Annotated in this window: 10 protein-coding genes and 2 riboswitches; of the genes, 5 read left to right on the top strand and 5 right to left on the bottom strand. The window is 54.5% G+C overall.

Annotation, left to right across the window (positions count from 1 at the left end):
• Nucleotides 1-31: 31 nt before the first annotated feature.
• From BBD42_RS10510 to BBD42_RS10490, 5 genes are all read right to left on the bottom strand, one after another.
• A complete protein-coding gene (locus tag BBD42_RS10510; protein WP_099518125.1) occupies nucleotides 32-1,543 on the bottom strand; it encodes a sugar ABC transporter ATP-binding protein in 1,512 nt (503 codons plus the stop codon).
• 228 nt (nucleotides 1,544-1,771) lie between these two features.
• Nucleotides 1,772-2,800: a galactose ABC transporter substrate-binding protein gene (locus BBD42_RS10505; protein WP_099518124.1), complete on the bottom strand. Its 1,029-nt coding sequence runs from the start codon at nucleotides 2,798-2,800 to the stop codon at nucleotides 1,772-1,774.
• A 134-nt stretch (nucleotides 2,801-2,934) separates the two neighbouring features.
• Nucleotides 2,935-3,927, bottom strand: a complete 993-nt coding sequence (locus BBD42_RS10500) for a substrate-binding domain-containing protein (protein WP_099518123.1) — start codon at nucleotides 3,925-3,927, stop codon at nucleotides 2,935-2,937.
• Nucleotides 3,924-5,816 carry a cache domain-containing sensor histidine kinase gene (locus tag BBD42_RS10495; protein WP_099518122.1) on the bottom strand — a complete coding sequence of 631 codons (1,893 nt, stop codon included), beginning with the start codon at nucleotides 5,814-5,816 and terminating at the stop codon, nucleotides 3,924-3,926. Before BBD42_RS10495 ends, BBD42_RS10500 begins: the two co-directional genes overlap by 4 nt.
• Entirely contained in the window at nucleotides 5,813-7,468 is a 1,656-nt protein-coding gene (locus BBD42_RS10490) for a response regulator (protein ID WP_099518121.1), read from the bottom strand. Before BBD42_RS10490 ends, BBD42_RS10495 begins: the two co-directional genes overlap by 4 nt.
• Before the next feature lie 477 nt (nucleotides 7,469-7,945).
• A riboswitch (cyclic di-AMP (ydaO/yuaA leader) is annotated at nucleotides 7,946-8,146 on the top strand.
• A gap of 108 nt (nucleotides 8,147-8,254) precedes the next feature.
• Nucleotides 8,255-8,444, top strand: a riboswitch (cyclic di-AMP (ydaO/yuaA leader).
• Nucleotides 8,445-8,699: 255 nt separating this feature from the next.
• On the opposite strand from BBD42_RS10490, the gene kdpF reads away from it, so the two are divergent.
• From kdpF to BBD42_RS10465, 5 genes are all read left to right on the top strand, one after another.
• Nucleotides 8,700-8,777 (top strand): K(+)-transporting ATPase subunit F, encoded by a 78-nt coding sequence (gene kdpF / locus BBD42_RS32830; protein ID WP_081418871.1) that lies wholly within the window; start codon nucleotides 8,700-8,702, stop codon nucleotides 8,775-8,777.
• Between the two features lie 40 nt (nucleotides 8,778-8,817).
• The gene (gene kdpA, locus BBD42_RS10480) at nucleotides 8,818-10,497 is read left to right on the top strand and encodes a potassium-transporting ATPase subunit KdpA (RefSeq protein ID WP_099518120.1); all 1,680 of its coding nucleotides are present in this window, start codon (nucleotides 8,818-8,820) and stop codon (nucleotides 10,495-10,497) included.
• A 22-nt stretch (nucleotides 10,498-10,519) separates the two neighbouring features.
• Entirely contained in the window at nucleotides 10,520-12,553 is a 2,034-nt protein-coding gene (gene kdpB / locus BBD42_RS10475; RefSeq protein WP_099518119.1) for a potassium-transporting ATPase subunit KdpB, read from the top strand.
• A gap of 151 nt (nucleotides 12,554-12,704) precedes the next feature.
• Nucleotides 12,705-13,271 carry a potassium-transporting ATPase subunit KdpC gene (gene kdpC, locus BBD42_RS10470; protein WP_099521556.1) on the top strand — a complete coding sequence of 189 codons (567 nt, stop codon included), beginning with the start codon at nucleotides 12,705-12,707 and terminating at the stop codon, nucleotides 13,269-13,271.
• Between the two features lie 19 nt (nucleotides 13,272-13,290).
• Complete coding sequence (locus BBD42_RS10465) at nucleotides 13,291-15,657, top strand: histidine kinase (protein ID WP_099518118.1); 2,367 nt, start codon at nucleotides 13,291-13,293, stop codon at nucleotides 15,655-15,657.
• Nucleotides 15,658-15,770: the final 113 nt, after the last annotated feature.

The raw sequence follows: 15,770 nt of genomic DNA, 5'->3' as shown, positions 1-15,770 counted from the left end.
TATTCACTCCTCCAAGTTGTCCTGCCCGCTACTACTGTGCGGCAAGCCGCATAATTTCTTCTTCCGTCGCCGCTTTGCCGTCTACGATGCCGGATATGCGCCCCTCGCGCATGACGATGATGCGGTCGGACATGCCGATCAGCTCCGGCATTTCGGAGGAAATCATAATGATGCTTTTGCCCTGCTTGGCAAGCTCGATCATGAACGAATAAATTTCATATTTCGCTCCGATATCGATGCCGCGCGTCGGTTCGTCCAGCAGCAGCACCTCCGGGTCAGTCAGCAGCCATCTGGCGAGCAGCACCTTCTGCTGGTTGCCGCCGGACAAGTTGCGAATGAGCTGCTTGGTCGATGGCGTTTTGACCCGGAACTTCTCTACGCTTTGCTGCGACACTTCGCCTATCCGCGCATTGCTAATTAAGCCATAGGGCGTCTTGAACCTGCCCAAGTTCGCAATGACTGTATTTTCCGCAATCGTCAGCACCGGAAAAATCCCCGTCACCCGCCTCTCCTCGGTGAGCAGCGCAATACCTTGGCGAATGGCGTCCGATGGCGCCTTCAGCTTTATTTTTTTGCCATGCAGATGAATGCTGCCCCGCTTAAGCGCCCGCATCCCGAACAGCGCTTCTATCACCTCGGTCCGCTGCGCTCCTACAAGCCCGCCGAGTCCCAAAATCTCGCCCTTGCGCAGCTCGAACGAAACATCCTTAAACGAATGCGGATGCACGGAGGTCAAGCCTTCTGCCCGCAGCAGCACCTCGCCCGGCACGTTCGTCCGCTCTGGATAACGATTCGATAAATCCCTGCCCACCATGCGGGTAATGATTTTATCAATCGTCAGCTCCTTCGCTTCCCATGTGCCGACATGCTTGCCATCTCGCATAATGGTTACATCATCTGAAATGCGCAATATTTCTTCCATTTTGTGGGATATATAAATAATCGATACACCACGCCTCCTCAGCTCATTAATGATGCGGAACAGCTGCTCCACTTCATTTCCGGTGAGCGAGGAGGTCGGTTCGTCCATGACGATGACCTTCGAGTGGAACGACACCGCTTTGGCGATTTCCAGCGATTGAATTTTCGATACGGACAAGTCGCCTACCTTTTGTTTCGGATGAATATCCATCTCCAGATCTTTGAGCAGCTTCACCGTATCCTCCTGCATTTTGCGGTGGTTGATGAATTGCAAAGGCCCTAGACCTCTGGTCGGGAATCGCCCGAGCCAGATATTTTCCATGACGTCGCGCTGCGGCACCGGGTTCAGCTCCTGATGGATCATCGACACCCCGAGAGCCAGCGCGTCCTTTGAGCTGTTGATGTGCACATGCTGGCCGGCAAGCATGATTTCGCCCCCATCGGGCTTGTAGATGCCGAACAGGCATTTCATCAGCGTCGATTTTCCTGCACCATTTTCACCCATCAAGGCATGTACCGTACCGGGGCGCAGCTTCAGCGTCACATCGTCGAGCGCCTTCACGCCGGGAAAAGATTTGGAGATGTTATTCATCTCTAGCACATAAGCCGGATGCTCTGGCATTTGTATAACACCCCTTTACAAACAATTAAGTTAAAGTTATCCAGTAAAAAGCCATGTTTAAACGACACTGCCAGCCTCTTGGAGGCAATGCTCGTTTTGCTGCAAGCGTAAACGGCTGTCGCCGTCCTCTGGCGGCAAAGCTGCGTTAAAAAAAAGCAAGGGCAGCGCCAGCCTTATGCTTCCCTTGCTCCTTTCGTACCGCTTTATTCCATTCGCCCTCTCAGGCGCCTATTTCAGAACTTGATCCTTGTTCTCGCTCGTTACCTTCTGGTACGGAATCCACACGTATTTGCCATCGGTAATTTCGAAGCCGGTGTTGTCCTTGCTTGGCGTTTCGCCAGCAGCGAGTACGCGGGACAGCTCGACCGTCGCCTTGCCTTGGTTCACCGCATCATTGAGCACTGTGCCGAGCAGCGTGCCTTCATCCAGCGCCTGAATCGCAGGAGCGGTAGCATCTACGCCGACAACCGGAATATATTTATCGCCTGTAAAATAGCCCGCCGCCTTCAGCGCTTCAATTGCACCGAGCGCCATATCATCGTTGTTGGCGAGGACGGCTTCGATTTTATCGCCATGGGAAGCGATGAACGCCGCCATTTTTTCCTGGCCTTTTACCCGGTCCCACATCGCTGTATCCTCTGCCAGCTTCTCGACCTTGATGCCTGCATCCTCAATCGCCTGCACGGAAAATTTCGTCCGCAGCTCGGCATCCTGATGGCCCGGCTCGCCTTTGAGCATGACGTATTGCAGCACGCCGTCCCCGTTCTTATCCGCTTCCGGATGCGCCTTCCAGTAATCAACGATGAGATCGCCGGACATCGTGCCCGATTCCTCCGCCTTCGCTCCGACAAAATACACCTTATCCCATTTCGCCATATCATCCGCAAGCGGCTCGCGGTTAACGAAGACGACCGGAATGTCCGCAGCTTTGCCTTTATCAATAATGACGCCCGCTGCTGTGCGGTCTACCGGGTTAATGATCATCGATTTGACCTTCTTCGTGATGAATAGGTCAACCTTGTCATTTTGCGTCGGCTGCGAGTTTTGGCTGTCTACGATATCCACCTGCACCTTGCCTGCCGCTGCTTCCGTAATCGCGTTGCGGACGCCTGTCATAAACGTATCGTCAAACTTGTAAATCGCGACCCCAACCTTCGGCTGGTCGCCCTCGCTTCCCCCTGCGTTGCCGTTTGATGCCGAGCAGCCTGCCGCTACCGTCAATGCGCCGATCAGCAGCGCAGCCGTTACCTTTTTCATTTCATCATGACCTCCCCATTTTTAGTTCATGCTGATGAGCGTGTGCAGCTCTGTTTCTCTTTCGTGTCCTCATTATGGCTGAAACGGGGCCGGAAACGAATGTAAAATCCTCATCATTTTTATTAAAATCCTCCTTACTTCTGGATAAAGGGAAACAGCACCCGCTGATTTTCAGGCCAAAACATCGTGTCGCTATTCACCAGCTTGGCTTCCATCGCTACATGCAGCGGCACTTCCTCGCCCCGCAAAGCGAGTACGGCGTTTTTGATGCCAAGATAGCCGATGCTGAACGGATTTTGCACCAGCACCGCTTGCAGCTGATCTTCCTGCAGCAGCTCAAGCAGCTCCATGGAGCTGTCAAAGGCGACAATTTTAATTTTGCCGCCGAGCCCCCGCTGCTTTACCTCAAGGGCAGCTGATACGGCCGCTTGGACATTAAGCGCCAATATGCCATCCACCTGCTGCTCGTCCAGCAAGCTGCTGACGACGCTTCGGCAGTTGCCGTCAGCCTCCACACAGGGCTCGATGCCGATAAGCGCCATGCCGCTTTCCTCGGCAAGCGCCTCCTTAATGCCTTCCTCGCGGCGCAGCTGGTTGTTGTCCCCAAGACCGTCCGTCAGCAGGGCGACGCTGCCTTTGCCTGCCAGCAGCTCGCTCATTTTGAGGGCAACCGCTCGTCCCGCCTGATGATGATTGATCGTGATGACCGAGCTGATGCCAGCGTCCTCCGTCTCCGTGTCAATCGCAATGAGCGGAATCCGCGCTGCCTTGCCAGCCTCGACAATGCCGGTCGTAACCGCCTCGTCTCCGGAGGCAAATACAACCGCATCAGGATGATGTACCAGCGCAAGCTTTGCCGTCTCCAAAAGCTGCTCCGGGCTGCTCTGCTTATCCGGTCCGGAAATATGCAGCGTCACATTAAACTCCTTCGATGCAGCTTCGGCGCCCATGACGACGGAGTTCCAGTAGTCGCCGTCCAGCCGCTTGAGCAGCAGGCTGATGTCGATATTTTCCCGCTGAATGGCGCTGTCCTCTGCCGGATGCGTCGTGCAGGAGCCCAGCAGCAGCGCAAACACAGCCACCATGCTCCGTAATGCGAGCCGTCCCAACTTGTGTTTTACGCTCATCCTTCCTCACTCCTCTCGTCCGCTTCATCGCCGGCCTGCTTGAACGGGAAACGTATCGTTACGGTCGTTCCCTCCTCCAGCTCGCTCTCAAACTGCAAGCCATACGGCTCGCCGTAAAACAGCCGAATCCGCTCATGCACATTGCGCACGCCTACGCCGGAGCCCGCACCGGAAGCCGCACTGGTTGCAGAACTTGATGCAAAATTGGCGGAGGTTGGCCTTTTAGGAGCCTCTGAAGCAGTCCCTCCAATGGTGCCGTCACGATCAGCCTTTCGGTCTCCAGCATATCCAGACGGCTTGGCGGTACTGCCGTCGGTCTCTCCCGTGAGCAGCGCCGCCAGCTGCTCGCCGCTCATCCCGAGCCCATTGTCGCTCACCTGCAAGTACACTTGCCCAGCCTCGATCCATGCCCGAACAGTAATCAGCCCTTTATCGACAGACGGCTCAATGCCGTGCATAATGGCATTTTCCAGCAGTGGCTGCAAAATCAGCTTGAGCGACAAGCTGGGCAGCGCGGCCTCTTCGACGTCAAACACATAATCGAATTTATTTTTGAAACGGATATTTTGAATGATGAGATAGTTCCGCGCATGCTCCAGCTCGCTCGCCAGCGGAATCATCGGCTTGCCTTTGCTAAGGCTGATGCGGAACAGCTTCGACAAGGAGGTAATCGTCGTCACCACCTCCTCGTTGCGGTTCATGCCGACCATGCGCACGACCGTATTGAGCGTGTTGTATAAAAAATGCGGATTAATTTGCGATTGCAGCGCCTCAAACTCATATTTGCGCTTCGCCTCCTGCTCCACAACAATTTGCTGCATCAGCTCGCGGATTCGCGCTACCATCAGATTAAAGCGTGTGGATAGCCGCTCTACCTCCAGCGGCCCGCGAATGGCGGTCATCGTATGGAAATCGCCGCGCTCGACATTTTTCATCGACTTCTCCAACTGCCGGATCGGACGGGCAATAATGCGCGAAATAAGCCATGACATCGCAATGACGAATACAAGCAAAAGCAGCAGCAAATTCAGCAAATAATCGTTCAGCTCGCGTTTTGTCGTAATAATCTCATCGGTAAAGGACACTCCGACCACCTTCCAGCCGATGTTGCCGATCGTCTGCACGGTAATCATTTTATCCTCGTCGCCGGATTCGTCATGAAAGCTGCCGAACGTATATTTCAGCGCCTGCTCGACGTTTTCGCTTTTCAGCCCGGCGTAGATGAGCTGCTGCTGCGGATGGTACACCATATTGCCCGCACTTTCGTCCACAATGTAGACGTAGCCCTTCTTCCCGAGCACGACCCGCGAGGACAGCTGATTGATTTTGTTAAAATTGACGTCCAGAAGCAGCACGCCATGCTCCGTTTTCCCGCCCCTTACTACGGTAATGCCTTTGCTCAGCGAGACGACCCATTTGTACTGCATTTTGTACATGTTCTGCACATGCGGCAGCGAGTAGCTGAGATGGTTCGGCGTTTGCAGCGCGCTCTGGAACCAGCGCTGATTGTAAAGACTCAAATTTTCCTTGAGCGCAACGCCGGGGATACTCATCATCACCTCTCCGTCATGCCCAATGACGGCCAGTGACACAATTTCTCCCCGAATGCCGATGATCGTATTCAGCTGGCTGCGCAGCTCTTCTTCGTTCACATCGCCGCTGCGGCTAATTGTATCGTGGAGAACGCCGTAAATTTCCGACATGCCCTGAATATAATCCTCCAAATTGTAGCTGACCTGATCGACGACCTGCTGGGTATTGCGCAGTGCATTCGTCTCTGCCGTCTGCGAAAACTTGTTGAACAGCAGCACGCTGACCATAATAATCGCCGCCGCGGCAAACACCGACAGCGCCACTGAAATGAGAAACTGGATGCTGCGCTTCCTCATGGCGCATCCGCATTCATCGCCTGATTGCGGTATTCCTTGGCAGAGACGCCGACATTTTTCTTAAAGCACAGTGAAAAATAATTCGGGTCCGAGAAGCCGACCTTCTCGGCAATTTCGAACGTCTTCAGCTCCGTCGCCCGCAGCAGCTCCTTCGCCGCCTCCATCCGCAGCTGAAGCAAATAACCGCCGAATGTCAGCTTCACCTCCTTCTTGAACAGGCTGCTGAAATATCCCGCGCTAATATGCAGATGGCTGCACAGCCGGGCTATCGACAGCTCGCTGTCATGGAAGTTTGCTTTCGTGTAACGCACCGCTTCCTCGACCAGCTGCTTGTAGGAGCTTTGCCTGCGGCTGGCGATATGATGGCGAATTTTCTCGCAGAGCGACATGTACCAGCTTCTCGTCTCCGCCAGCCCGCTAAGCTGCTGCAGCTCCGCATAAATTTGCAGCTCGTATCCCGCGATATCGTACAGGTTCAGCCCTGCCTCCCTCACCAGCTTCATGACCGCCGTCATCATCTCCAGCATGTAAAGCTGGTATTCCCGGTAAGCGGCATGGACGCCTTCAATCTCGTCAAACAGCGCTGTCATCAGCTGCTCCAGCTCCTCATGCGTGCCTACCCGCAGGCAGCGAATGAGCGCCTGCTCCTTGAGCTCGTCAAATTGCAGCTCTTCCACATAGCGCTTCTCAACATCGTCAATGCAGATAATCCGGTTGCTGCCCACCAAATTATGATAATCGAGCGCCTGCTGCGCCTCCTCATAGCCCTGCTTTAGCTGCGCAACATCCGCCAGCGTTGAGCTGACCCCAATCGTTACGGGAAAACGCAAGTATTTCTGAATATTTTGCAGCATTTCAGCAAGCCCGCCCAGCGTCCGTTCCATCAGCTCTTGCGCGCTACTTCCCCGTCCAACTGCGAGCAGTGCCACTTGATCCTGATGCAGAAAAACTTTGCCCAGCCCAAGTCTGCCCCACACCTCCTCCGCCACATTGCGCAGGGCAAACAGCTTGAGGTCGAGATCGCTGGAGGCCGCAAGCGAGCTTTCCGCTGCACGGAGCGGCAATCCAGGAAGCGCTTCCAATACATGCGTGTGCAGCACGGACACCATGTACGCCTCGCCCGCTAAATCCAGCTCATATTTTTCTGCCTTCTCCTCAATATGCCGCAGCGGAAGCTTGCGGGTGAGCAGCGACGACAGAAACAGCTCCTTTACGACCGGCAGGCTCGTACGGTAATGCTCCTGCAAAAGCTGCATATTTTCCCGCTTCTCGCGCTCATCGTCCAGCCGCTCCTTCACCTTGTCCATCACCTCAAGCAACTGCTGCGCGGAAAACGGCTTTAAAATATACTCATCCACCTGCAAGCCGATTGCCTGCTTCGCATATTCAAATTCATCATAGCCGGAAAAAATAACGATGCGCGTCAGCGGATACGTCTTCCTCGTCCATTCCGCCAGCTCCAAGCCGTTCATATACGGCATGCTGATATCCGTCGCTACGATATCCGGCTCCAGACGCTCAATCAGCTCCATCGCTTCCCTGCCGTTCGCCGCCGTATCCACAATTTCAAAGCCATGGCGCTCCCATGCAATTTCGTGCAGCAGCCCGCTGCGCGTCTCTTCTTCATCATCTACCAGCAGCACTTTATACATCGTTCATCCCCCCGCTATTTATATACGCGGCCGAGCAGCCGCAAACACCTGATTCTGTCAGCATGCTATTTATCATATTCGTTTCCTTGTTTTCTGGAAAGAGGGGGTGCTTTTAGAAAATAAAAGAAATCGCGAGATAAAACGACCTTGCTAAAGATAAATCTCGTTGAAAGCGTTTAAAATCAAGCTAATCCGCAGCATTCGCTCTCTTTTGCGGCGTAAGCTTCCTTTACAGCAATCGCGGCAGGGGAGTATGATTCATAGCATGCATGAACCTTTTTTTTGAAATATAAGAATTTATAAGTTTTGCACTTATAAATAGGCTTGTATTTCTCGGACTGAAACGCGCTGCGCCGCCCAAGGAAGGCGATAGCCGTTTCACCTTGAAATATAGGAAAGAATAAGTTTTCGTTATCCTTTCTCTATATTTCTAAGGGCAAAGCTCTTCGCTCGTCCCAGAAGGACGACGAAGTCGTTTTTGCTTGATCGCTGAGTCTTCGCCTATTAAGCGAAGAGCGGGGGAACCAAACGCACTGCATCCATCCGATGTGAGAGTCGGAAGCTGGCAGCGCAGGGGTGAATCGTTTGCAGGAGTGTCATGAAACTCCAGGCAAATGTAGGGCGACTCTCACCGCCCGAATCCGACAGCTAACCTCGTAAGCGCAGGTGTAGAGAGGAATGGTGAACGATTGTGACCTTGTAAATCAGGCCACAGAGCGTCATACGCCTCTGTGGTTTTTTGTTGTCTTTTTTTCGAAAATAGCACTCGCAACATCGGCAGGCATTTTGTTTCAAACGCTGAGTTCTGCACTGCCGCAGAAACGGGGGAACCATCGACGGCTCTCTGTCGTTGTCCAATGGACAATTGCAGGGAGCGTCACGGGGTGAATCGCAAGGGCACGATAAGTGCCAAGCGTAGGGCGTCTCTCGCGCCCGAATCCGACAGCTAACCTCGCAAGCGTCAACGGGAGAGGCCACACTTACACTTATCGCAGGCGAATCAGGGGCGCATCATGCCCGGATGAAGGAAGCTGCGGGTGAAGAGTCCTCTTTGCCCAAGGCTTCTTTTTTGCTGCCTTCTTTTCCAAAATGACAAGGGATAAAACGAAATAAGGAGTGCTGCAGCTATGCTGGATATCGGAATGGCTTTGACCTTAATCGCAGCTTTCGGGCTGATTGCCGGATTTATTCGCTGGTGCGATCGGTCCATTAGCGAAACGGAGGAACGGGGATGATTGTCATACTGCTCGTTACAGGAGCCTTGCTGGTGTATCTCGTCTACGCCTTGCTCCATCCGGAGAAATTTTAGCACATAACATTTCATCATTTATAGCAAGGGAGGAATAGCTGTGGACGTCCTGCAAATGGCGGTAGTTGTCGGCATGATCATGCTGATCGCAAAGCCGCTTGGCCATTATTTATATTCCGTGTTTTCAAACGTTCCAAACCGTACCGACAAGCTGTTCGCACGAATCGAAGCGATCATCTATTCAGTAATCGGGCTCAAAAATCGCCAAGGCATGAGCTGGAAAAGATATGCGCTCAGCTTTATTACACTCAATTTCGTGCTCGTAGCTGTCAGCTATGTACTGCTGAGGGTGCAAAGCGGCCTGCCGCTTAACCCGAATGGAATCGGCAGCATGGAGCCGACACTCGTCCTAAATACGGTCATCAGCTTTATGACCAATACGAATCTCCAGCATTACAGCGGCGAATCAGGGCTGACGTATTTTGCGCAAATAGCGGTCATTACGATGATGATGTTTACGTCGGCCGCTACCGGCTTTTCCGTTGCTGTCGCCTTCGTGCGCGGCATTACAAGCAAAGGCGGAACGCTCGGCAACTTTTTCGAGGATTTCGTCAAAGCGCATACGCGTATTTTCTTCCCGCTGGCTATTGTCATTACGCTGCTGCTTGTGGCGCTGCAAGTGCCGCAAACGCTTAGCCCTACCTTGGCCGTTACGACACTTGAGGGCGCGGTTCAGCATATCGCCATCGGGCCAGTCGCCTCGCTGGAGTCGATTAAGCATCTTGGCACGAATGGCGGCGGTTTTTTCGGAGTCAACTCCGCCCATCCGTTCGAAAATCCCAATCCGCTGACGAATGTTATTGAGATTTTGTCCATGTGGGCGCTGCCTGCCGCGCTGCCTTTCATGTATGGCCGGTTTGCGAAAAGCAGCAAGCAGGGCTGGGTTATTTTTTCGGCGATGATGGCGCTGTTTCTGATCTTTCTTACGATTTCCTATACGGCTGAAAAAAGCGGCAGCCCGCTGATCGCCACACTCGGCATCGATGCTTCGCAAGGCAGCATGGAGGGCAAGGAGGTTCGCTTCGGCATCGCCCAGTCCGCGCTGTTCACGACGGTGACGACGGCGGCCACAACCGGCTCGGTCAATTCGATGCACGATACGCTCACTCCGCTTGGCGGGCTCGTTCCCCTTGCCCAAATGATGCTGAACGTCGTCTTCGGCGGCAAAGGCGTCGGGCTCGTCAATATGCTGATGTATGCGATGCTGACGGTGTTCATCTGCGGGCTGATGGTCGGACGGACACCAGAATTTCTCGGGCGAAAAATAGAGCCGCGCGAAATGAAGCTGATTGCCATTGCCATTCTCGTGCATCCGTTTATTATTCTCGCGCCAACGGCGGCGGCTTTTCTAACCGATCTGGGGCAAGGCGCTATATCCAATTCGGGTTTTCATGGCATTACGCAGGTGCTGTATGAATATACGTCCTCGGCCGCCAACAACGGCTCCGGGTTTGAGGGGCTGGCCGACAATACGCCGTTCTGGAATATAACGACCGGGCTTGTGATGTTTTTCGGCCGATATATGTCGATGATTGCGCTGCTTGCTGTAGCTGGATCGCTCAGCCGCAAGCAGTGGGTGCCGGAGACGATTGGCACGTTCCGAACGGACAATTCGCTGTTTGCAGTTATGCTGATGGGCGTCGTTATTTTGATCGGCGCGCTCACGTTTCTGCCCGTCATTGTCACAGGGCCAATTGCCGAGTTTTTAACGATCCGTTAAAGGGAAATGAGGGGTAAGCGTTATGAATGACCAACGTGCTAAAAAATTATTCACAAGGCCGCTCGTGACCGAGGCGCTCAAGATGAGCCTCCTCAAGCTGAATCCGGTCCATATGATGAAAAATCCGGTCATGTTCGTTGTCGAGATTGGAACGCTGATCGTTCTGCTCATGACCCTATTTCCAGGGTACTTCGACTCGCAGAATCGCATCGGCTTCAACCTGGCTGTTTTTATTATTTTGCTCTTTACGGTGCTGTTCGCCAATTTTGCTGAGGCGTTAGCCGAAGGCCGCGGGAAAGCACAGGCTGGCTCGCTGAAAAAAACGAAGCAGGAAATTATGGCGAATAAGCTGCTGGGCGACAGCATTCAAATCGTCCCTTCTACGGAGCTGCGCAAAGGGGACATCGTTATCGTCTCGCAGGGGGAAATGATTCCCGGGGACGGCGAGGTCATTGAAGGCCTCGCTTCCGTCGATGAATCGGCTATTACCGGCGAATCGGCACCCGTCATCAAGGAGGCCGGCGGAGACTTCAACTCCGTGACGGGCGGAACGCTGGTCATCAGCGACCGGATTAAAATGCGAATTACGAGCGAGCCCGGTGAAACGTTCATCGACCGGATGATCGCGCTCGTCGAAGGAGCGAAGCGGCAGAAAACGCCGAATGAAATTGCCCTGAACACGCTGCTGATCAGCCTGACCATTATTTTTCTCATCGTCGTCGTCACGTTAGGCCCGATTGCCGCTTATGTGGACGTCAATCTGGAAATTCCCGTGCTCATCGCGCTGCTCGTCTGCCTCATTCCGACGACGATCGGCGGCCTGCTGTCCGCCATCGGAATCGCCGGCATGGACCGGGTCACCCAGTTCAATGTGCTGGCCATGTCCGGGAAGGCCGTTGAAGCAGCTGGCGATATTAATACGATGATTTTGGATAAAACCGGGACGATTACCTTCGGCAATCGGATGGCGAGCGAAATCAATCCGGTAGGCACTGCTGGGGCAGATGAGGCAGCGGCATGGGCCGCTATTTCCTCCCTGCAGGATGAAACGCCGGAAGGCCGCTCGGTGCTGGAATGGATGAAAAAGCATGATAAAACCTACGATGCCGCGCTTGGCGAAGGCGGTCAATTCGTTCCCTTTCAAGCCGAGACGCGGATGAGCGGCATCGATTTGGCCGATGGACGGCTCGTGCGCAAAGGAGCCGTCGAAGCGATTCGCAGCTGGGTGCTCGCCCAAGGAGGAGACATACCCGCTGATTTGGCTCAGGAGACGGAGCGGATTGCCAAGGAAGGCGGCACGCCGCTCGCCATCGCCGTCGATCAGCACATATTCGGCTTAATTTATTTGAAGGATACGGTCAAGCCGGGCATGAAGGAACGGTTCGACCAGCTGCGAGCGATGGGCATCAAAACGATTATGTGTACGGGCGATAATCCGTTTACGGCGGCAACTATCGCCAGAGAAGCGGGCGTCGACGATTTTATTGCCGAAAGCAAGCCGGAGGATAAAATCGCCGTCATCCGCCGCGAGCAGGCGGAAGGCAAGCTCGTCGCCATGACGGGGGACGGAACGAATGACGCGCCCGCACTCGCGCAGGCCGATGTCGGCCTGGCGATGAACAGCGGCACGACGGCGGCGAAGGAAGCTGCCAATATGGTGGATTTGGACTCCGATCCTTCCAAAATTATTGAGGTCGTTTCGATCGGCAAGCAGCTGCTAATGACGCGCGGCGCGCTCACGACCTTCAGCATTGCCAATGACGTAGCCAAATATTTCGCCATCATCCCCGCGATGTTTATGCTGGCGATTCCGCAAATGAAGGCGCTGAATGTGATGCAGCTCGGCTCGCCGCTGTCGGCGATTTTGTCCGCGCTCATCTTTAATGCGATCATTATTCCGCTGCTCATTCCGCTGGCGATGAAAGGCGTTACTTATCGTCCGCTCAGCGCCGCCCGCCTGCTCAGCCGCAATTTGTTCATTTACGGGCTCGGCGGCATGATCGCGCCGTTCATCGGTATCAAGCTCATCGACATGATGGTTCATATTTGGATTTAACGCCGTCCAGATCGGCTGCGGCCTATTAATGAAACGAACCTTTAATTAGAAAGAAGGGAATTGTGCTATGCATGTTATTTTAAAAAGAAATCGTCCATCGTCATCTATACCAGCTGCTTCGTCTTCATCAGTGCCGCCCTCCCCATCTTCTATGATCGGGGTGTCGCTGCGCGCCAGCCTGCTGTTTCTGCTCCTTTGCGGTATCATGTATCCGCTTGTGAGCACGGGTGCCGCACAGCTGCTGTTCCCGGCTCAGGCCAATGGCAGCCTGCTCAAGGATAGCGCAGGCAACGTCGTTGGTTCGTCGCTGATCGGTCAGCCTTTTACCGACCAGCGCTATTTTCAGGGACGGGTGTCGAGCATTGACTATAAGGCGGAAGCTTCCGGCTCTAACAACTATGCCCCTTCGAACCCGGAGCTGCTGGCGCGCATGAAAGCATCCATCGCCCAGTGGCAGCAGGATAATCCCGAGGTGCCGCTTGCGCAGCTGCCCGTAGCGTTAATAAGCAATTCCGGCTCCGGGCTTGACCCGGATATTACGCCGCAGTCGGCTATCGTACAAATTGCAAGAATCAGCAAGCTGACGGGACTGCCAAAGGCAGAGCTGGAAGAGCTTGTACACGCGCATACGAAAGGACGCGAGCTCGGCCTCTTCGGTGACAAGCGCGTCAATGTGCTGGAGCTGAATCTGGCTTTATCCACACGAATCGCCAAATAAAAAAGAAGGCGGGAGCAAAATGCCACCGTATCAACGCAAGACGCCGGAGGAGATATTGGCTTCTATCTCCCAGCTGCATAAAGGACGCCTGAAAATCATCATCGGCTCGGTCGCGGGCTCCGGGAAAACGTATCATCTGCTGCAGGAAGGCCAGCTGCTGAAGCAGCAGGGCATTGATGTCGTCATTTGCGCCTTAACGCCAGCTCCAAGCACAAATAGGAATCAAGCGGCGCTTGAGTCTGAGCTGGAGCATGTCCCGAGCATTAAGTGGCAGCGCGATGGCAAGGAGCAGCAGGATTTGCCGCTGGAGACGCTGCTCGCCCGCAACCCGGAGGCCGTGCTCGTCGATGGACTCGCCCATCGCAACCGTACATGCGCCCGCTTCCAGACGCGGCTGGAGGACATTCAATATTTGCTGGAGCATGGCATCAGCATCATTACGACGATTAATGTCTACGAGCTGGAGGGCGAGGACGGAGTTATTTTCAAAATGACGGGCATTCGCGCGGAGGAGACGGTTCCGGCGGACACGCTGGAATGGGCCGATGAGGTTCGCCTCATTGATGTCTCTCCGGAGACGATGCTGAGCCGGATGGAAGAGGGACTGCTCGGCAGCTCCCTCCATCCGGCTATGCGGCTGCCCGGCAATCTGGCTGTTCTGCGTGAAGTCGCTCTCTGCCTCATGGCAGAGGGTGTCCACGAAACGCTGGAAAAGCACCGCGAAGCGCTGGGCTTAAGCGGCCCATCTGGAGCAGCCGAGCGGATTGTCGTATCGGCGCAATATCACTTTAATGGCTCCCTATATGTGCGCCGGGGCCAGCAAATTGCCAAGCGGCTGCATGGCGAGCTTGCCGTCGTCACCTTTCTGCTGCCGGGCCGCAGCCTATCGAAGGAACAGCAAACGATCAAACGCTCGATGCAAAAGCTGGTGGCGAAGGTCGGCGGCGCATTCGAGGAGCTCCCTCTGGCGCATGCGTGCAAGCTGCCTGCCGCACTTGTGGCATATGCAACGCGGCAGCATGCGACGCGCATTGTGATGGGCCATTCCAAGAAAAAAGCATGGCAGGAGCGGCTGCAAGGCTCTATCGTCAACCGCGTGCTCCGCAAAATACGGAACATCGACGTGTTTGTGATGACGGATCGGGCGGAGCATGAGGGTGAACGGATTTTGCCCGTTAAAACCCGGCGGGGCGGGCAGGAGGCGCTTTTTCATCGGCTGGACTCCCGCGAAATGGAGGAACAGGCCCAGCGCATGCGACGCGGCACGTTCAAAATTTATATCGGAGCCGCTCCCGGCGTCGGGAAAACGTACAAAATGCTCCAGGAAGGCAACATTCTGAAGCGTAAAGGCGTAGATGTCGTCATTGGCTGGCTGGAAACGCATGGACGCCAGGAAACGGCCGAGCAGGTCGGCGGCTTGGCGATTTTGCCCCGGGCAGTTATTCCCTATGGGTCAGCGCGGCTTGAGGAAATGGATACAACGGCTGTTATTGCGCGCCGCCCCGAGGTTGTGCTGGTCGATGAGCTTGCCCATACGAATGTGCCCGGCAGCCTGCTCAAGAAAAGGTACGAGGATATTTTGCAGCTGCTGGAGCACGGAATTTCCGTCATTTCCACCGTAAACGTGCAGCATGTGGAAAGCTTGAATGACGCCGTGGAGCAGTTGACCGGTGTGCGGGTGAGAGAAACGGTGCCGGACGCGATTTTACAAATGGCAAGTGAAATCGAGCTCATAGACGTTACACCCCAAATGCTGGCGCAGCGCATGCGCGACGGCAAAATTTACAAGCAGGAAAAGGTGGAGCAGGCGCTGGGCTCTTTTTTCAAAATCGGCAATTTGATTGCCTTGCGCGAGCTGGCGCTGCGCGAAATTGCGGATGATGTCGATGAACGGCTGGAGTCGTGGGAACGCGGCCCTTCGCTTCGAGGACCTTGGCGCAAGCGCGAGGTGATTTTTGTATGCATCGATTTGGGTGATCAGGCGGAAAGACTGATTCGCCGCGGCTTTCGCATCGCTCATCGCTTGAAGGCAGAATGGCATGTCCATTATGTGCACAGCCGTAAAACCCAGCAAACTGAGGAGCAGCAAAAGCGGCTCCATGCGCTGCGGCAGCTGTGCGAGCGGCTTGGCGGCCAGCTGGCGGCAAGTGCGGCAGATAGACGCCAGGAAATTAGCGGGATTTTGCTGAAAAAGATGGCTGAGCTGCAAGCGACCCAGCTCATTATTGGACAATCGCGCCGGCCGCCTTGGCAAATGCTAGTCCGCAAAACGATTGTGCAGGATTTGCTGCGCTCCGCCAGACATTTGGATATGCTCATTGTCGCCAAATGGGAAACAGAGCCCATGCCGCCTAATCTCGGCACAGGCCCTGTTGATGATATATAAACAGGCTTACTTACGGGGGACGGCTATCCTTCCAAACGCCAGGCTCTGCGGCTTAGATTCAAGCTCAGGCTTAGGCTTAAGCTACAGCTTAAGCGGCATTGCCGCGTCTTTTT

It is taken from the genome of Paenibacillus sp. BIHB 4019 (assembly GCF_002741035.1).
In the GTDB taxonomy this organism is placed as follows: Bacteria; Bacillota; Bacilli; order Paenibacillales; family Paenibacillaceae; genus Pristimantibacillus.
The sequence above is the reverse complement of the archived record's forward strand: the minus strand, read 5'-3'. Positions and strand labels throughout refer to the sequence as shown.